We start from the raw sequence: 15,610 nt of genomic DNA, 5'->3' as shown, positions 1-15,610 counted from the left end.
AGAGGCATGAAAGAAGACGAACCCAACGACGTACGCCGGATCTTCCTGCTGAACCCGGACCCGCGCCTCGTCAGACAGGCCGCGCGCGCCGGTGTTCAAGTGCGTTCGGCCGTGGCCGACGTCCACGACGAGGCCGCGCTGCGCGCTCCGCTCGCGCAGGCCGAGGCGGCCGGGCTGTTCGTCAACCCGGCCCGGGCCCTGAGAGTGCTGGCGGACCCCGTGGCCGTACAGCGGCTGGTGCGCGACAACCGGCTGTCGCCGGGCGGCACCGAGGTCGCGGCCGGGGATCTGCGGCTGACCGTGGAGACGCTGAGCGTGCACGGGATGCACCAGGCCGTCGGGATCACGGCCCACATGCCGTACGGCCTGCTGCACCCGGCGCCGCTGACGAACGACACGGCGGCCGATGTACGGGCGGTGGTGACGGCGCTGCTGGACCTCGCGGGGTACCAGTACGGGCCGGCCCACACGAGCGTGGCCCTGACCACGCGGGGGCCGGTGATCACGGCGTGCCGCGCGGGACTGGCGGACGATCCGGTGCCGGAGCTGGTGAAGGCGGCCGGCGGGTTCGACCTGGCGGCCGGGGCGCTGGAGGTGCTGTCGGGACGGCTCGTGGACTCCGTACGGCCGAACCGGTTCGCCGCCGCCGTGATGCTGGGTTCGCCCTGGCGGCTGGACACCGCCGAGGTGGGGGTGCTGCCGCACGTCCGGTACGTCATGCCACCGGAGGCGCTGCGCCCGGGGCACCTGGTGATCCACGCCGACTCGCCCGAGGTGGCGGCCCAGCGGGTGGCCTCGCTGAGCGCCCTGGTCGTGGGCGGGACCAGCTGAGGGGGAACCGATCGGGAACGAACCGGTAGCCCGGTTTCGCACCGTTGATACGTCGCCGGAAGAAGGCCGACGGCGCCGGCGTCAACAGGAGGCGGAGTCAGGATGCTGAAGTTCTCGGTCCTCGGGGCTCTGCAGGTCCGTACCGTGTCCGGACCTGCGGAGATCTCCGGCGACCTGCAGCGAGTTCTCGTACAGACCCTGCTGGTCAGCGAGGGGCAGCCGGTGTCGGGCGAGAGCCTCGTCGAGGAGATGTGGGGCGAGTCCGTGCCCGACAACCAGGCCAACGCCCTGCAGGCGCACGTCAGCCGGTTACGCCGCAAACTGCGCGGCCTGGAGCCGGGCCGCTCCGAATCGCGGGTGACCATCCATCCGTCCGGCTACCGGCTGACCGTGGTGGACGGTGAGCTGGACGCCGCCGAGTTCGTACGGACCGTGCGGTTCGCGGAATCGGCCGGGGCGGAGGACGCGGCGCGGACCGCGCGGCTGCTCGGGGACGCGCTGGCGATGTGGCGAGGTCCCGTGTTCGGCGGATTCACGGGCGGGACGCTGTGCCAACTGGCGGGCGCCCGCTACGAGGAGTACCGGATGCGGGCGATGGAACTGCGCTTCGACGCCGAGCTGAGACTGGGTCGGCACGCGGCGGTGCTCGCGGAACTGACGGAGGCACATACCAATCATCCGCTGCGCGAACGGTTCTGCGAACAGTTGATGATCGCCATGTACGGCGCGGGGCGACAGGCGGACGCCCTCGGCGTGTTCCGCCGGATGCGCCGCCACCTGGACGACGAGCTGGGCATCCAGCCGTCGCCGGCGCTGCGCCGGGTGGAGAGCGCGATCCTGCGGCACGACCCCGCCCTCGTCGGCGACGCGCGTTCCCCCCTCCTCCAGACCGCTTGAAGATGGTTAGCTTTCGGCTCGGGCCGGGATGTGACAGGTAGCGCTAAGTCGCTTCTCCCTGTTGCTCGTTCGGGTACAACCTAGGATTGTCCCGAACATCTCGGGCTGGGCAACGGGACGGGGCGGGGGGATCGGTTCGTGGAATCGGCGGCATCGGGTCGTCCTGTCGTGCGGTTCAACATCCTCGGCTCGTTGGAAGGCTGGTCCGGGGAGCGTCGGCTGAGACTCGGCAGTCCGACCCAGGAGCGGGTGCTCGTGACCCTGCTGCTGGAGCCGGGCCGCATGGTGCCGATGCCCCGGCTGGTGGCCGCGGCCTGGGACGAGGAGCCGCCGCAGACGGCCGGACACCAGATCCGCAAGGCCATCGCCGCGCTGCGCACCCGGATCCCGGGCGGCTCCGGGCTGATCCTCACTGACGGCGCCGGGTACCGAGCCGTGCTGGCCGAGGAGGAGCTGGACCTGCACGAGTTCGGCCGGCACCAGCAGCTGGCCCGGGAGGCGGTGGCCGGCGGACGGCCCGGCGAGGCGGTCGGCCATCTGAAGTCCTGTCTGGACCTGTGGCGCGGACCGGTCATGGCCGGCGCGGGCGGCGAGATCATCTCCGCGGCCTCCGCGGCCCTGGAAGAGCGGCACATGGCGGTCGCCGAGCAGTACTTCGAGCTGCAGCTGGAACTCGGCCAGTCCGGCGAACTGATCGGGCCCTTACGTGAGCTGGTGACCGCGCATCCGCTGCGGGAGACCCTGCGCGGCAGGCTGATGCTCGCGCTGTACCGGGCGGGCCGGCAGGCGGAGGCGCTGGAGGAGTTCGGCCGGGTGCGCGAACTGCTCGTGGAGGAGCTGGGCATCGACCCGGGCGTCGAGCTGACCCGGCTCTACGAGGCGATCCTGCGCGACAGCCCGGAGGTGGCGCCCCGGGTGCCGCTGTCCGTCGCCGACCGCGCGGCCCTCCTCGTACCGGCCCCGCTGGAGTTACCCGCCGGCCCCGGGCCCGCGCCCTGCACCCTGCCCTACGACCTGCCCGACTTCACCGGGCGCGAGGAGGAGCTGGCGCGGCTGCTGGAGGTGGGCCGGGCGCCGGGCGGCGGCTGCACGCGGATCGTCGGCGTCGACGGCATGGGCGGCAGCGGCAAGACCGCCCTGGCCGTGCACGCCGCCCATCTGCTCGTGCCCGACTACCCGGACGGGCAGCTCTTCGTGGACCTGCGCGGGTTCAGTCCCGGCGAGAAGGCGCAGGAACCGGGCGCCGTGCTGCACTCCCTGCTGCGGACCGTGGGCGTCCCGGACGAGCGGATCCCCGACGACCTGGAGCGCCGCACCACCCTGTGGCGGACCGTTTCCGCCCAGCGCAAACTGCTGCTCCTGCTCGACAACGCCGCCGACGCCGCCCAGGTACGCCCGCTGCTGCCGGCCTCCGAGGACTGCCTGGTCATCCTCACCGGCCGGGTCCGCATGCTCGACCTCGACGGCGCCGAGTGGCTCTCGCTCGGCCTGCTCTCCACGAGCGACAGCACCACGCTGCTGACCCGGATGCTCGGCACCGACCGCACCGCCGCCGAACCCCACGCCGTCGCCCACCTCACCCGGCTGTGCGGCGGTCTGCCCCTCGCCCTGCGCATCACCACCGCCCGGCTGCGCAACCGCCCCCGCTGGACCGTGCAGTACCTGGTCGACCGGCTCGCCGACGAGACCCGCCGGCTGCGCGAGCTGAGCGCCGGGGAACGCAGCGTCGAGGCCACGCTCCGGCTGTCGTACCAGGCGATGGAGGAGGGCCGGCGCGCCGCGTTCCGGCTGCTCGGCCTGCACCCTGGCAGCGCCATCGACGTCCACTCGGCCGCCGCGCTGCTCGGCACCGACGCCCACGAGGCCGAGGACCTGCTGGAACACCTGCTGGACACGCATCTGCTGGAACAGCACGAGGCGGGCCTGTACGGCTTCCACGACCTGGTGCGCACGTACGCGCTGAGCGTTCGGGAGGCGGAGGACGACGAGGAGGGTGCGGTCGAGCGGCTGGTGTCGTACTACACGCTGGCGACCGAGCAGGCCTGCAAGGTGCTCTTCCCCGGCCGTGACCGCTTCGGCAACCCGTCCGAGCGGAGCGCGCCCGAGCTGCCCCGGCTGGACGGCGACGAGGAGGCGCTGGCCTGGTTCGACCGGGAACACGAGGCGCTGCTCGCGGTCGTCGCGCAGGCGGGCGCCCGGTCCCTGCAGCACTCGGCCACGCTGCTCGCCCGCGACCTGCTCTTCTACCTGGACCTGCGGGGCCACTACGAGGAGTTCCGGGTGGTCAGCCGCATCGGCGTCGACGCCTGCCGACAGCTCGGCGACCCGGCGCTGCTCGGCGTCTGCCTGGGCAACCTGGCCGTGGCCCACTGGTGGTTCGGCGACTTCCAGGACGGGATCACCACCGCCCAGGAGGCCCTGGAGCTGGCCGTCGCCGACGATCGCCGGGGCGAGGCGATGTGCATCGACGTGCTCGGCATGCTGCACGGCGCGATCGGCAACTTCGACGAGGCGCGCACCTACCTGGACAAAGGCATCACCCTGCACCGGGAGCTGGGCTCGCCCCGGGCCGAGGCGGTGGCGCTGGTCAACCTCAGCACCGTGGAGACCTGGGCGGGCCGCTACGCCGAGTCGGCCCGGTACGCGGCCCAGGCCACCGAGCTGAACCGGCGCCTGGGCGAGCGCAGCAACGAGATCTCCTCACTGACCTGGCTGGCGCTGGCCCACCTGGGCACCGGCGAGGACGAGCGGGCGCGGGCCTGCCTCGCCCAGGCCCTCGAACTGTGCGACGAGTCCCGGAAACCCGCGAACGTGGCCGTCGTCCTCGCCCAGTGGGCGCGGGTCTGCCAGCGCCTCGGCGACACGCGCTCGGCCGCCGAGCACGCCGAGCGCGCCCTGGAGCTGGTCTCCGCCGAGGGCACGGCGCTGCGCCAGGCGACCGTGGCGAACGTGGTGGGCCTGGTCCACCTGCGCGGCGGCACACCCGAGCAGGCGATGGAGCTGCACCGTCACGCCCACGATCTGGCCTCCCGCCTGGGCTACCGGTTCGAGACCGCCCGCGCCCTGCACGGCATGGCGGAGGCCGCACAGGCGCTGGGCGACGAACCGACGGCACGCCGGCATCGGATCGCGGCGGAGGAGCTGTACGACGCGATGCGCGTGACGGAGGCGGGACGGCGGCTGTAGCGGCGCCTGTGGCGTCTGTGGGCAGCGTCCCTGTGGACGGCGGAACTCACCGGGGTGGCTCGCGGCTCGCGGCTCGCATGAAGAACGGCACCGACGGGGCGTGAGCCCGGCCGGTGCCATATGCCGTGGTGGGCGGATTGTCGACGCCGTCAGTAGTGGACGAGGCCCGGCGGGCGCTCGTCCGCGAGAGCCGGGCCAGAGTGCGCCTGGTGGCCGGACAGATCCGATGCGAAGCGCATCAGGGCGTTCTGCGTGCCGGTCGACGGGACGGCCGCGGCGACACCGAGCGCCAGGACGCCGGCGCCGGTGAACGCGGCCAGAGCCGTCTTCGTACGCAGTGCGATGGTGCGCATGGAGTACCCCCGGGAAGATTCGAAGAGCGGGATCGGAGATCGGGATCGAGGAGCGGGATCGTGCTCCGGTCGCCGGGCTCTCCCCGGCGCCGCGTCCGATGCTCGACGCCGGCGATCCCCATGCCTTCCCCGCTGGTTCCCGGGACAGGGGAGCCTCCCGGTACTCCCGCTTTCAACCGCCTCCCAGGGCATCTGGCGGGAACCCGGGACCGTACGGGATTCCGGGCCGCATATTTATGTGAACGAGAAATGAACGAAAAAAGGCAGGAGCCCCGTCGCCTTGCGGCGCGGGGCTCCTTGGGTACTGCACTCAGGTTCTGCGATCAGGCAGAGATCAGACGGGGGTGACGTTCTCCGCCTGCGGACCCTTCGGGCCCTGCGTCACGTCAAAGCTCACCTGCTGGTTCTCCTCGAGGGAGCGGAAGCCGGAGGCGTTGATCGCGGAGTAGTGAACGAAGACGTCGGGGCCGCCGCCCTCCTGGGCGATGAAGCCAAAGCCCTTTTCGGCGTTGAACCACTTCACGGTTCCGGTAGCCATAAGCCCTCCTTGGGCTCAAAAGGGTTGCCCTGCTCCAGAACCTGCAAGTGCGAAGCTGTGCTGCACAACGCATATGTCTGAAAACGACGAGAGCCCGCGGTCACATGCTCCGCAGGCTCTGTACTGCAAGGGAAACCAAACTGCAACTTGCGGCGAGCCTAGCACGCGGGCAGCCGAAAGCAATAGAGCTCAAGATCACGTCACCCGAATGTTTGAACCGCCGGACGGGTGTGTTGACGGCGGGGCCGGTCTCAGCACGGTACAGCACGGGGTCTAGTCTCGCGATGTGGACAATTCTCGCACCCGGCCGCGCGTCGGCCACATCCAGTTCCTGAACTGCCTGCCCCTCTACTGGGGGCTCGCGAGAACCGGCACGCTCCTGGACTTCGAGCTGACCAAGGACACCCCGGAGAAGCTCAGCGAGCAGCTCGTGCGGGGCGACCTCGACATCGGTCCGATCACCCTCGTGGAGTTCCTGCGCAACGCCGATGACCTCGTCGCCTTCCCGGACATCGCCGTCGGCTGCGACGGCCCCGTGATGTCCTGCGTGATCGTCTCGCAGGTCCCGCTCGACCGGCTGGACGGCGCCCGCGTCGCCCTCGGCTCGACCTCGCGCACCTCGGTCCGCCTCGCCCAGCTCCTGCTGGCCGAGCGGTACGGCGTACGGCCCGACTACTACACCTGCCCGCCCGACCTCGGCCTGATGATGCAGGAGGCGGAGGCCGCCGTCCTCATCGGCGACGCCGCCCTGCGCGCCAACCTGCACTACGGTCCCAAGCTCGGCCTCGACGTGTACGACCTCGGGGCCATGTGGAAGGAGTGGACCGGCCTGCCGTTCGTCTTCGCGGTCTGGGCGGCCCGGCGCGACTACCTGGAGCGCGAGCCGGACCTCACCCGCCAGGTCCACGAGGCCTTCCTCGCCTCCCGCAACCTCTCCCTGGAGGAGGTCACCAAGGTCGCCGAACAGGCCTCGCGCTGGGAGGCGTTCGACGAGACGACCCTGGAGCAGTACTTCACCACCCTCGACTTCAGCTTCGGCGCCCCGCAACTGGCGGCGGTCGCCGAGTTCGCGCGCCGGGTGGGCCCGACGACCGGGTTCCCTGCGGACGTAACGGTGGATCTGCTTCAGCCGTAGTCACTACGCTGCGGGTGGTGAGGCGTACTGGGGGAGCCGGGAGAACCCGGGGAACCGGGAGAACCCGGGGAGCCGGGGGAGCCGGGAGCCGGGGGAAGCCGGGAGCCGGGAGAGCCCGGGGAACCGGGAGAACCCGGGGAACCGGGGGAACCCGAGAGCCGGGAGAGCCGGGGAGAACCCGGGGAGCCGGGGGAGCCGGGGAGAACCCGGGGAGCCGGGGGAACCGGGGGAGCCGGGAGAGCCCGGGGAACCGGGGGAACCCGAGAGCCGGGAGAGCCGGGGAGAACCCGGGGAGCCGGGAGAGCCGGGGAGAACCCGGGGAGCCGGGGGAACCGGGGGAACCGGGAGAGCCCGGGGAGCCGGGGGAACCGAGAGCCGGGAGAGCCGGGGAGAACCCGGGGAGCCGGGGGAACCGGGGGAGCCCGGGGAGCTGGGGGAGAGGTGGACGCCATGCAGCCGCTCGGAGCCGACGAACCGGCCGCCGTCGGGCCGTACCGGCTGCTCGGGCGGCTCGGCTCCGGCGGCATGGGCCGGGTCTACCTGGGCCGCAGCGCGGGCGGCCGGACCGTCGCCGTGAAGATCGTGCACCCGCACTTCGCGCTGGACGAGGAGTTCCGGGCCCGGTTCCGGCGCGAGGTGGAGGCCGCGCGCCGGGTCGGTGGCGCCTGGACCGCGCCCGTTCTGGACGCGGACCCGGAGGCCGCGGTCCCCTGGGTCGCCACCGGCTACGCGGCCGGCCCCTCCCTCACCGCGGCCGTCACCGACGGCGGCCCGCTGCCCGCGCACACCGTGCGGGCCCTGGCCGCGGGCCTCGCCGAGGCGCTGGCCGCGGTGCACGAACTGGGCCTGGTCCACCGGGACGTCAAGCCCTCCAACGTCCTGCTGACCCTGGACGGGCCGCTCCTCATCGACTTCGGCATCGCCCGCGCCACGGACGGCACGGCGTCCCTCACCTCGACCGGCGTCTCCGTCGGCTCGCCCGGCTACATGTCCCCCGAGCAGATCCTCGGCAAAGGCGTCACCGGCGCGGCCGACGTCTTCTCCCTCGGCGCGGTCCTGGCCTACGCGGCGACCGGCGCGCCCCCGTTCCCGGGCGACTCCTCGGCCGCGCTGCTCTACAAGGTCGTCCACGAGGAGCCGGAACTCGACGGGCTGAGCGGGGAGTTGCGGGAGGTCGCGGCGGGGTGCCTGGCGAAGGACCCGGCCACCCGGCCCGCCCCCCGCGAACTGGCCCGCCGACTGGCTCCCGAGGGCGCCGCACACCTGATCGCGGGTGGCTGGCTGCCAGGGGCGCTGGTGGAGCGGGTGAGCCGGAGCGCCGTACAGATCCTGAACCTGGAGGCGGGGGACGGGACGTCGGGGGGAGCGCCGTCCGGGCCGGTGGGGTTCAGCAAGGCTTCGGAGACTGCTTCCGGGGCTGCCTCCGGTGCGGGGGCAGCCGGGGGTGCGGTGGCTTCCGGTGCCGGGGTCGGCGAGTTCGGGCCCGCTCCGGTGATGACGACGGAGGGTACGGCGGGTACGGCGGGTGCGGTGCCGGCGGGGGCGCCGACGTCCGTTCCCGGGCCCAGGGACGCGGTGCCGGGTCCCGGCAAGGTCAGCGTCAGTGTGGCGGCCACCTCGGTGCCCGGGGAGAACGGGCGGGGGCGGCGCGTGAGTTGCACCGTGGCGCTCGCCGTGGCGTGCGTGCTGGCCGGGGTGACGGTGGGGGCCGGAATGCTGCTGCGGCCGTGGTTCGGTGGCGGCGCGGACGACACGGCAGGAGGAGGCGCGGTCTCCTCATCACGCCCGGGCACGGCAGCGTCCTCGTCCGCTCCCGCCGACGCCGCGTCGCAGACACCGGACCCCACGGCCGGCACGGGTTCCTCCTCGAGCACGCCCTCCCCGTCGGGCACAGCCTCCCCGGGAACCGGCGCGATCCCGGCCCGCTACCTCGGCACCTGGGAGGGGCAGGCCACCGGCCTCGGCGGCACCCTGCCCATGGGCACCTTCCGGCTCACCGTCCACCAGGCGGCCGTGGGCGAGGAGTTGGGGCGGCTCACGCAGACCGACCAGATCGGCGCCGTCTGCACCGACATCCTCACCCTGAAGCAGGTGACCACGACACGGATCGTCGCCACGTCCACGGGCGCGAAGACCAACCACTCAGGCTGCGATCCCGCCCCGCACCCGGTGGAGTTGACGCCGACCGGCGACGATCTGACGTACACGGGGGACAGTTCGGCCGAGGGGAACCCGGTGGCGCGGATGTCCAAGGTCGGGTGAGCGATCCGGTGGACCTGGCGCTGACAGCCGTCGCCGTACTGTGGGGCGCGGCGACGGGCGCCCTGCTGCCCCGCGCCGCCTACCGCTTCACCGTCCCGGACGAGCAACCGTGGCGCTCCCACTGCCCCGAGGGACACCTCCTGCGGGGGTGGCTGGGGCGGACGCCGTGCGGGGTGTGCGTCCGGCCCCCGGCCGTCGAGTCGTCGTACACCCCCTCCATCCCCTCCGCCCCCCTCCTCGCCCTCGCCACGGCTCTCGTGTGTGCCGCCCTCGCCGGTGCCACCGGCACCCGCCCCGAGCTGGCCGTCTGGTTGCTGCTCGCGCCGGTCGGGGTGCTGCTCGCGGCCGTGGACTTCCGCGTGCGGCGGCTGCCGGACCCGCTGACGCTGCCGCTCGCGGGGGCCGCGCTCGCCCTGCTCGGGCTGGTCGCCCTGCTGCCCGAGCACGCCGGTGACTGGCCCACCGCGCTGTACGGCGCGCTCGCGCTCGGCGTCGGCTACTACGTGCTGTGGCTCATCAACCCCGCCGGCATGGGCTTCGGCGATGTGAAGCTGGCGCTCGGCGCGGGCGCCGTCCTCGGCTGGTACGGCTGGCCGACCGTGCTGCTCGGCACCTTCGCCGGGTTCCTGTCCGGCGCGCTCTACGGCGGCGTCCTCGTCCTCGTCCGGCGCGCGGACCGCAAGTCGGCCATCCCGTTCGGGCCGTTCCTCCTCGCGGGTGCCTTCGCGGGGCTGCTGATCGGCGCGTACACGGCCTGAGCGCGGGCGGCCGAACCCCCTGGCGTAGGCTGGCCCGGTCCGTCCACAACCCTTGACGAAAGGGACGCCCTGGTGACCGAGAAGGCCGACCTCCAGTCTGTCCTCGACCGTGCCGCCGCCGGTGGGCGGATCACCCCGGAAGAGGCGCTCGTCCTCTACCGCGACGCCCCGCTGCACGCGCTGGGCGCCGCCGCCGACGCCGTACGCCGACGCAAGTACGCGGGCATCGAGCACATCGCGACGTACATCATCGAGCGCAACATCAACTACACGAACGTGTGCGTCACGGCGTGCAAGTTCTGCGCCTTCTACGCGGCCCCCAAGGACAAGGACAAGGGCTGGACCCGCGACCTCGACGACATCCTGCGCAGGTGCGCGGAGACCGTCGAGCTGGGCGGCACCCAGATCATGTTCCAGGGCGGCCACCACCCGGACTACGGCGTCGAGTACTACGAGAAGCACTTCAAGGCCATCAAGGACGCCTTCCCGCAGCTGGTGATCCACTCGCTGGGCGCCTCCGAGGTGGAGCACATGGCCCGGATCTCCGGTGTGTCGGTCGAGGAGGCCATCACCCGGATCCACGAGGCCGGTCTCGACTCCTTCGCGGGCGCCGGTGCGGAACTGCTGCCGGAGCGGCCGCGCAAGGCCATCGCCCCGCTCAAGGAGAGCGGCGAGCGCTGGCTGGAGATCATGGAGGCCGCGCACAAGCTGGGCGTGGAGTCCACCTCCACCATGCTCATGGGCACCGGCGAGACCAACGCCGAGCGCATCGAGCACCTGCGCATGATCCGGGACGTACAGGACCGTACGGGCGGCTTCCGCGCCTTCATCCCGTACACCTACCAGCCCGAGAACAACCACCTGAAGGGCCGCACGCAGGCGACCCTCTTCGAGTACCTGCGGATGATCGCCATCGCCCGCCTGTTCCTCGACAACGTCCAGCACATCCAGGGCTCCTGGCTCACCACCGGCAAGGAGGTCGGCCAGCTCTCCCTGCACTACGGCGCGGACGACCTCGGCTCGATCATGCTGGAGGAGAACGTCGTCTCCTCGGCCGGCGCCAAGCACCGCTCCAACCGCCTGGAGATCATCGACCTGATCCGCAAGGCGGGCCGCGTCCCGGCGCAGCGCGCGACGACGTACGAGCACCTCGTCGTGCACGACGACCCGGCGAACGACCCCGTCGACGACCGCGTGGTCTCCCACATCTCCTCCACGGCCATCGAGGGCGGCACGGCGCACCCCGAACTGAAGCTGCTCGCCTCCAACTAGGCGCGCGCACTGTGCTGACACTTCACGTCGCCGAGCACTCTCCCGAGGCGGCCGTTCTGGTCGACGGCGCGACCGTGGCCGCCGTCGGCCCGTACGAGGAACTGGCCGCCGCCGAGCCCCGCGCGAAGGTGCGGCGCTGGCCCGGCATCCTCACGCCGGGGCTGCTGAACCCGTACGGTCCGGAGCTGCTGGAGGCCACCTACCACCCCGACCCGCGCGAGGCCGACGTCCTCGGCACCGAGCCCATCGGCGGGGCGCGGGCGAGGGAGATCTTCCGCGGCGATCCCGCGCGCCTCGGCGCGAGCGCGCGCCGCGGGGTGCAGCGGATGCTGGCGCACGGCACGGTGGCGGTGGCCGGGGAGTTCCGGTCGCGGGCCGTGGCCGACGCGGTGCGCCGGGCCGGGCTCGCGGTGGGGCAGCGGCCCGACCGCCTTCCGGGCCCGGCGGCGCTGTCCCCGACCCCGCTGGTCCTGCTGCCGCGGCTGGTCCCGGGCGGGCCCGCCCGCTTCGCCGTGTTCGACGTCGCGGACCGCGCCGAACTGGTCCGCCGCGGCGCCGGCACCTGCGTGGCGACCGTGATCGGCGGGCGGCTGGTGTACCGGGGCCGCTGAGCCCGTTCCGTATCCCCTGCTGCCACAATGGGCGGGTGACCCGCGCTTCCCTGAACAAGCAGCCGCACGAAGTCGCCTCGATGTTCGACGACGTGGCGGAACGGTACGACCTGACGAACGACGTGCTGTCGCTCGGCCAGGACCGACGCTGGCGCAAGGAGGTGGCGAAGGCGGTCGACGCGCGCCCCGCGCAGAAGATCCTCGACCTCGCGGCGGGCACGGCGACCTCCTCGCTGCCGTTCGCGCGGACGGGCGCGTACGTGGTCCCCTGCGACTTCTCGCTGGGGATGCTCCAGGTCGGCAAGAAGAAGCACACCTGGCTGCCGTTCACGGCCGGCGACGCGACGAGGCTGCCGTTCAAGGACGACACCTTCGACGCCGTCACGATCTCCTTCGGGCTGCGCAACGTGCAGGACTTCGACGCGGGCCTGCGCGAGATGTACCGGGTGACCCGGCCCGGCGGGCGCGTGGTGATCTGCGAGTTCTCGCACCCGACGTGGGCGCCGTTCCGGACCGTCTACACCGAGTACCTGATGCGCGCCCTGCCGCCGGTCGCGCGTGCGGTGTCCTCGAACCCGGACGCGTACGTCTACCTCGCCGAGTCCATCCGCGCCTGGCCCGACCAGCCGGCCCTCGCCGAGCGGCTGCGCAAGGCCGGCTGGTCGCGCGTGGCGTGGCGCAACCTCACCGGGGGTGTGGTGGCGCTGCACCGGGGCTTCAAGGAGAGCTGAGTCCCGCTACGGGGTGCGGGTCGGGCGGCTCGTTCAGTTCGCGCTGCATCCCGCCCGTGGGAGGCCGCGGAATGCGTGGCTCACGTACGCCTCCGCCGCCCTCGCCGTCACGGAAGTCGAACCACACGTACACCATCGAGTCCGGCGGCACCTCGGCGCCGGGCTGCGGGTACTGGCGTACGACGTAGTCGACGACCGTGTGCTGGAAGTCCGGGCGGTCCGGCGCGTTGAGGAACAGGCCCCGCGCCCGGGCCGTTTCGCGCGCGTCCATGGCCATCAGGCCGATCAGACGGGGGACGCGCACTTCGGGTGTTTTGGGTGTTATTTGCACAGATGTCACCCCCAGCGGTACTGGAAGCGTAACGCGCACCCGGGCCGCCCGGAAGCTTCAGGTGGCTTTCTGTAACACTTGGTTACTCTCAGTCACAGGTCAAGTCGGTAGCAGTGCCCCTGGCGTTGTGAGGACGGGGTCGTGAAGGTCTCCGCGAGCCGCATGCCCAGGCGCCGGGTGACCGCGATGGAGCGTTCGTTGCGCGCGTCCACCATCGCCACCACGTGCGGCACCCCCGCCGCCCGCAGCCGCTCCAGGGTCTCCTCGGCGGCCGCCGTCGCGTACCCCCGGCCCCAGTGCGCCCGGCCGAGCCGCCAGCCGATCTCGATCTCGCCCGCCGGACCCCACGCGTGCGGCCACGGCTGGGCCCCGGTGAAGCCGACGACGTCGCCGGACTCGTCCAGCACCGACCACAGACAGAACCCCCGCTCCGCGTCGTGCCGGCGCTGGCGCGCGGTCAGCTCCTCGTAGACCGAGACCTCGGCGGCCCTGCCCCCGTGGAACTCCATGACCTCGGGGTCGGCGAAGACCCGGTGCCAGACGAACGCGTCCTCGTCGGTGGGCACACGAAGCCGTACTGCGGGGTGAGTTCGGTTCACGGGGCAGCCCTTCAGCCGGGTGATCAATTCTGCTGAATAGACTGCCCATGTCCAGTGCCCGTCGGCACGCAGATTTCGAACCTTGGGGAGATCCCGCCGTGACCGAGCCCCTCTCCGACAACACCGCCGATGTGATCGTCGTGGGCGCGGGGCCAGCCGGCTCCACCACCGCGTACCACCTCGCCAAGGCCGGACTCGACGTCCTCCTGCTGGAGAAGACCGAGTTCCCCCGGGAGAAGGTCTGCGGCGACGGCCTCACCCCGCGTGCGGTCAAGCAGCTCGTGGCCATGGGCGTCGACATCTCCGAGGAGGCCGGCTGGCTGCGCAACAAGGGTCTGCGCATCATCGGCGGCGGCCACCGGCTCCAGATGGACTGGCCGGAACTCGCCTCCTTCCCCAACTACGGACTCGTGCGCAAGCGCGACGACTTCGACGAGCAGCTCGCCCGCCAGGCCCAGAAGGCGGGAGCGCGGCTCTTCGAGCTGTGCAATGTCTCCGGCCCGGTCGTCGACGACCGCACCGGCCGCATCACCGGCGTCACCGCCAAGCTCGGCGAGGAGAAGCGCGAGGTCACCTTCCACGCGCCGCTCGTCGTCGCCGCCGACGGCAACTCCACCCGCCTGTCCCTCGCGATGGGCCTGCACCGCCGCGAGGACCGCCCGATGGGCGTCGCGGTGCGCACGTACTTCACCTCGCCCCGCCACGACGACGACTACCTGGAGGCCTGGCTGGAGCTGTGGGACCGGCGCGGCCCCCAGGACCGTCTGCTGCCCGGCTACGGCTGGATCTTCGGCATGGGCGACGGCACCTCCAACGTGGGCCTCGGCGTGCTCAACACCTCCGCCGCCTTCAAGGAGCTGGACTGGCGCGAGATCCTCAAGGCCTGGTGCGCGTCCATGCCGGAGGACTGGGGCTACACCCCCGAGAACATGACCGGTCCGATCCGCGGCGCCGCCCTCCCGATGGCCTTCAACCGCCAGCCGCACTACACGCGCGGGCTGCTCCTCGTCGGCGACGCCGGCGGCCTGGTGAACCCCTTCAACGGCGAGGGCATCGCCTACGCCATGGAGTCCGGCCAGATCGCCGCCGACGTCATCGTCCAGGCCCACGCGCGGTCCACGCCGGCCCAGCGCGAGATCGCCCTGCAGCGCTACCCGCGCGTCCTCAAGGACACCTACGGCGGCTACTACACGCTCGGCCGCGCCTTCGTGAAGCTGATCGGCAACCCGAAGATCATGCAGATCGCGACCCAGCGGGGCATGTCGCACCCGGTGCTGATGAAGTTCGTCCAGAAGCTCCTCGCGAACCTCACCGACCCCACGGGCGGCGACGCCATCGACCGCATCGTCAACGCCCTGAGCAAGGTGGCGCCGAAGGCGTGATCAGGCGCTGAGAGCCGCGATGTTGGCGGCCCGGCGGGCGAACACCTCGTCCCGCCGGTCCGCCATCTGCCGCAGCGCGTCCTTTTTCTCCCGCTTGGAGAGCCGATCCAGGTAGATGTACCCATTGGTGTGGTCGGTCTCGTGGGCGAGACAGCGCGCGAAGTACCCCGTGCCCTCGACGACGACCGGGCTGCCGTCCCTGTCCTGCCCGCGCACCACGGCCCGGTCCGGCCGCGCTACGGCCATCACGGCACCCGGCACCGACAGGCACCCCTCGCCCTCGTCGTTCAGCCGGCGCCCGGCCGTCGGCGCCTCCAGCACCGGATTGACGATGTGTCCGACATGTCGGACACCGTCGTCGTCGGGGCAGTCGTACACGAACAGGCGCAGATCGACCCCGACTTGGTTCGCCGCCAGTCCCGCTCCCTCGGCGACGTACATGGTGAGGAACATGTCGTCGATGAGCGCGGCGAGATCGGGCCCGAACTCGGTGACGTCCCGGCACGGCTTGTGCAGCACCTCCTCGCCGACCTCGGTGATGCGCCGCACCTGCCCGCGTCGGGCCTCGGGGGCGAGCCGCGGATACGAATCGACGGGCCTGCCTTGCACGAACACGCTCGGCATCGCTGTGTCTCCCTGTGTCGGTGAGGATGCTCCGGGTGAGCGGGCGGACCCTCGGTCCACCCTCCCGGAATCATGACAACAGCACACAACACCCGCGGAG

General features: G+C 72.2%; 15 protein-coding genes. 10 read left to right on the top strand and 5 right to left on the bottom strand.

Going from position 1 to position 15,610, the window contains the following annotated elements; translation table 11 throughout:
* The first annotated feature begins 6 nt into the window (after positions 1–6).
* From ABZ865_RS38485 to ABZ865_RS38475, 3 genes are all read left to right on the top strand, one after another.
* Positions 7–831, top strand: a complete 825-nt coding sequence (locus tag ABZ865_RS38485; protein WP_361241010.1) for a hypothetical protein — start codon at positions 7–9, stop codon at positions 829–831.
* Positions 832–933: 102 nt separating this feature from the next.
* Entirely contained in the window at positions 934–1,728 is a 795-nt protein-coding gene (locus ABZ865_RS38480) for an AfsR/SARP family transcriptional regulator (RefSeq protein ID WP_361241007.1), read from the top strand.
* A gap of 168 nt (positions 1,729–1,896) precedes the next feature.
* Positions 1,897–4,914: a BTAD domain-containing putative transcriptional regulator gene (locus ABZ865_RS38475; RefSeq protein ID WP_361241004.1), complete on the top strand. Its 3,018-nt coding sequence runs from the start codon at positions 1,897–1,899 to the stop codon at positions 4,912–4,914.
* Positions 4,915–5,063: 149 nt separating this feature from the next.
* Here ABZ865_RS38475 and ABZ865_RS38470 read toward each other — a convergent pair whose 3' ends face one another.
* Together ABZ865_RS38470 and ABZ865_RS38465 are read right to left on the bottom strand one after the other, a co-directional pair.
* Entirely contained in the window at positions 5,064–5,267 is a 204-nt protein-coding gene (locus ABZ865_RS38470; RefSeq protein WP_361241001.1) for a hypothetical protein, read from the bottom strand.
* A 334-nt stretch (positions 5,268–5,601) separates the two neighbouring features.
* Positions 5,602–5,805: a cold-shock protein gene (locus ABZ865_RS38465; protein ID WP_003992177.1), complete on the bottom strand. Its 204-nt coding sequence runs from the start codon at positions 5,803–5,805 to the stop codon at positions 5,602–5,604.
* Positions 5,806–6,091: 286 nt separating this feature from the next.
* Here ABZ865_RS38465 and ABZ865_RS38460 point away from each other — a divergent pair, with 286 nt between their 5' ends.
* The 6 genes from ABZ865_RS38460 (at position 6,092) to ABZ865_RS38435 (ending at position 12,574) form a co-directional block, all read left to right on the top strand.
* Positions 6,092–6,940 carry a menaquinone biosynthesis protein gene (locus ABZ865_RS38460; protein WP_361240998.1) on the top strand — a complete coding sequence of 283 codons (849 nt, stop codon included), beginning with the start codon at positions 6,092–6,094 and terminating at the stop codon, positions 6,938–6,940.
* A gap of 450 nt (positions 6,941–7,390) precedes the next feature.
* Positions 7,391–9,202, top strand: a complete 1,812-nt coding sequence (locus tag ABZ865_RS38455; protein ID WP_361240995.1) for a serine/threonine-protein kinase — start codon at positions 7,391–7,393, stop codon at positions 9,200–9,202.
* Entirely contained in the window at positions 9,199–9,960 is a 762-nt protein-coding gene (locus tag ABZ865_RS38450; RefSeq protein WP_361240992.1) for an A24 family peptidase, read from the top strand. Before ABZ865_RS38455 ends, ABZ865_RS38450 begins: the two co-directional genes overlap by 4 nt.
* Before the next feature lie 72 nt (positions 9,961–10,032).
* On the top strand, positions 10,033–11,232 hold the full coding sequence (gene mqnC / locus ABZ865_RS38445; RefSeq protein ID WP_361240990.1) for a cyclic dehypoxanthinyl futalosine synthase: 1,200 nt from the start codon (positions 10,033–10,035) through the stop codon (positions 11,230–11,232).
* An 11-nt stretch (positions 11,233–11,243) separates the two neighbouring features.
* A complete protein-coding gene (locus tag ABZ865_RS38440) occupies positions 11,244–11,843 on the top strand; it encodes a hypothetical protein (protein WP_361240987.1) in 600 nt (199 codons plus the stop codon).
* Between the two features lie 35 nt (positions 11,844–11,878).
* Positions 11,879–12,574, top strand: a complete 696-nt coding sequence (locus tag ABZ865_RS38435) for a demethylmenaquinone methyltransferase (RefSeq protein ID WP_361240984.1) — start codon at positions 11,879–11,881, stop codon at positions 12,572–12,574.
* On the opposite strand, the gene ABZ865_RS38430 is transcribed toward ABZ865_RS38435, so the two are convergent.
* Together ABZ865_RS38430 and ABZ865_RS38425 are read right to left on the bottom strand one after the other, a co-directional pair.
* Positions 12,561–12,878, bottom strand: a complete 318-nt coding sequence (locus ABZ865_RS38430; RefSeq protein ID WP_361240981.1) for a PASTA domain-containing protein — start codon at positions 12,876–12,878, stop codon at positions 12,561–12,563. The genes ABZ865_RS38435 and ABZ865_RS38430 overlap by 14 nt on opposite strands.
* Positions 12,879–12,997: 119 nt before the next feature.
* Positions 12,998–13,531: a GNAT family N-acetyltransferase gene (locus tag ABZ865_RS38425; protein ID WP_361240978.1), complete on the bottom strand. Its 534-nt coding sequence runs from the start codon at positions 13,529–13,531 to the stop codon at positions 12,998–13,000.
* Positions 13,532–13,551: 20 nt separating this feature from the next.
* Here ABZ865_RS38425 and ABZ865_RS38420 point away from each other — a divergent pair, with 20 nt between their 5' ends.
* Positions 13,552–14,886, top strand: coding sequence for a geranylgeranyl reductase family protein (locus ABZ865_RS38420; RefSeq protein WP_361240976.1), 1,335 nt, complete (start codon positions 13,552–13,554; stop codon positions 14,884–14,886).
* On the opposite strand, the gene def is transcribed toward ABZ865_RS38420, so the two are convergent.
* Positions 14,887–15,510, bottom strand: coding sequence for a peptide deformylase (gene def, locus ABZ865_RS38415; protein WP_361240973.1), 624 nt, complete (start codon positions 15,508–15,510; stop codon positions 14,887–14,889).
* Between the last annotated feature and the right edge of the window lie 100 nt (positions 15,511–15,610).

This window comes from Streptomyces sp. NPDC047085 (assembly GCF_040643735.1).
Taxonomy (GTDB): domain Bacteria; phylum Actinomycetota; class Actinomycetes; order Streptomycetales; family Streptomycetaceae; genus Streptomyces.
The sequence above is the reverse complement of the archived record's forward strand: the minus strand, read 5'-3'. Positions and strand labels throughout refer to the sequence as shown.

What these genes read in the sequence shown, in the direction of transcription:
- ABZ865_RS38465 (WP_003992177.1), bottom strand. Translation starts at nt 5,805, where the DNA reads ATGGCTACCGGAACCGTGAAGTGGTTCAACGCCGAAAAGGGCTTTGGC.
- def (WP_361240973.1), bottom strand. Translation starts at nt 15,510, where the DNA reads ATGCCGAGCGTGTTCGTGCAAGGCAGGCCCGTCGATTCGTATCCGCGG.
- ABZ865_RS38455 (WP_361240995.1), top strand. Translation starts at nt 7,391, where the DNA reads ATGCAGCCGCTCGGAGCCGACGAACCGGCCGCCGTCGGGCCGTACCGG.
- ABZ865_RS38480 (WP_361241007.1), top strand. Translation starts at nt 934, where the DNA reads ATGCTGAAGTTCTCGGTCCTCGGGGCTCTGCAGGTCCGTACCGTGTCC.
- ABZ865_RS38470 (WP_361241001.1), bottom strand. Translation starts at nt 5,267, where the DNA reads ATGCGCACCATCGCACTGCGTACGAAGACGGCTCTGGCCGCGTTCACC.
- ABZ865_RS38485 (WP_361241010.1), top strand. Translation starts at nt 7, where the DNA reads ATGAAAGAAGACGAACCCAACGACGTACGCCGGATCTTCCTGCTGAAC.
- ABZ865_RS38420 (WP_361240976.1), top strand. Translation starts at nt 13,552, where the DNA reads ATGTCCAGTGCCCGTCGGCACGCAGATTTCGAACCTTGGGGAGATCCC.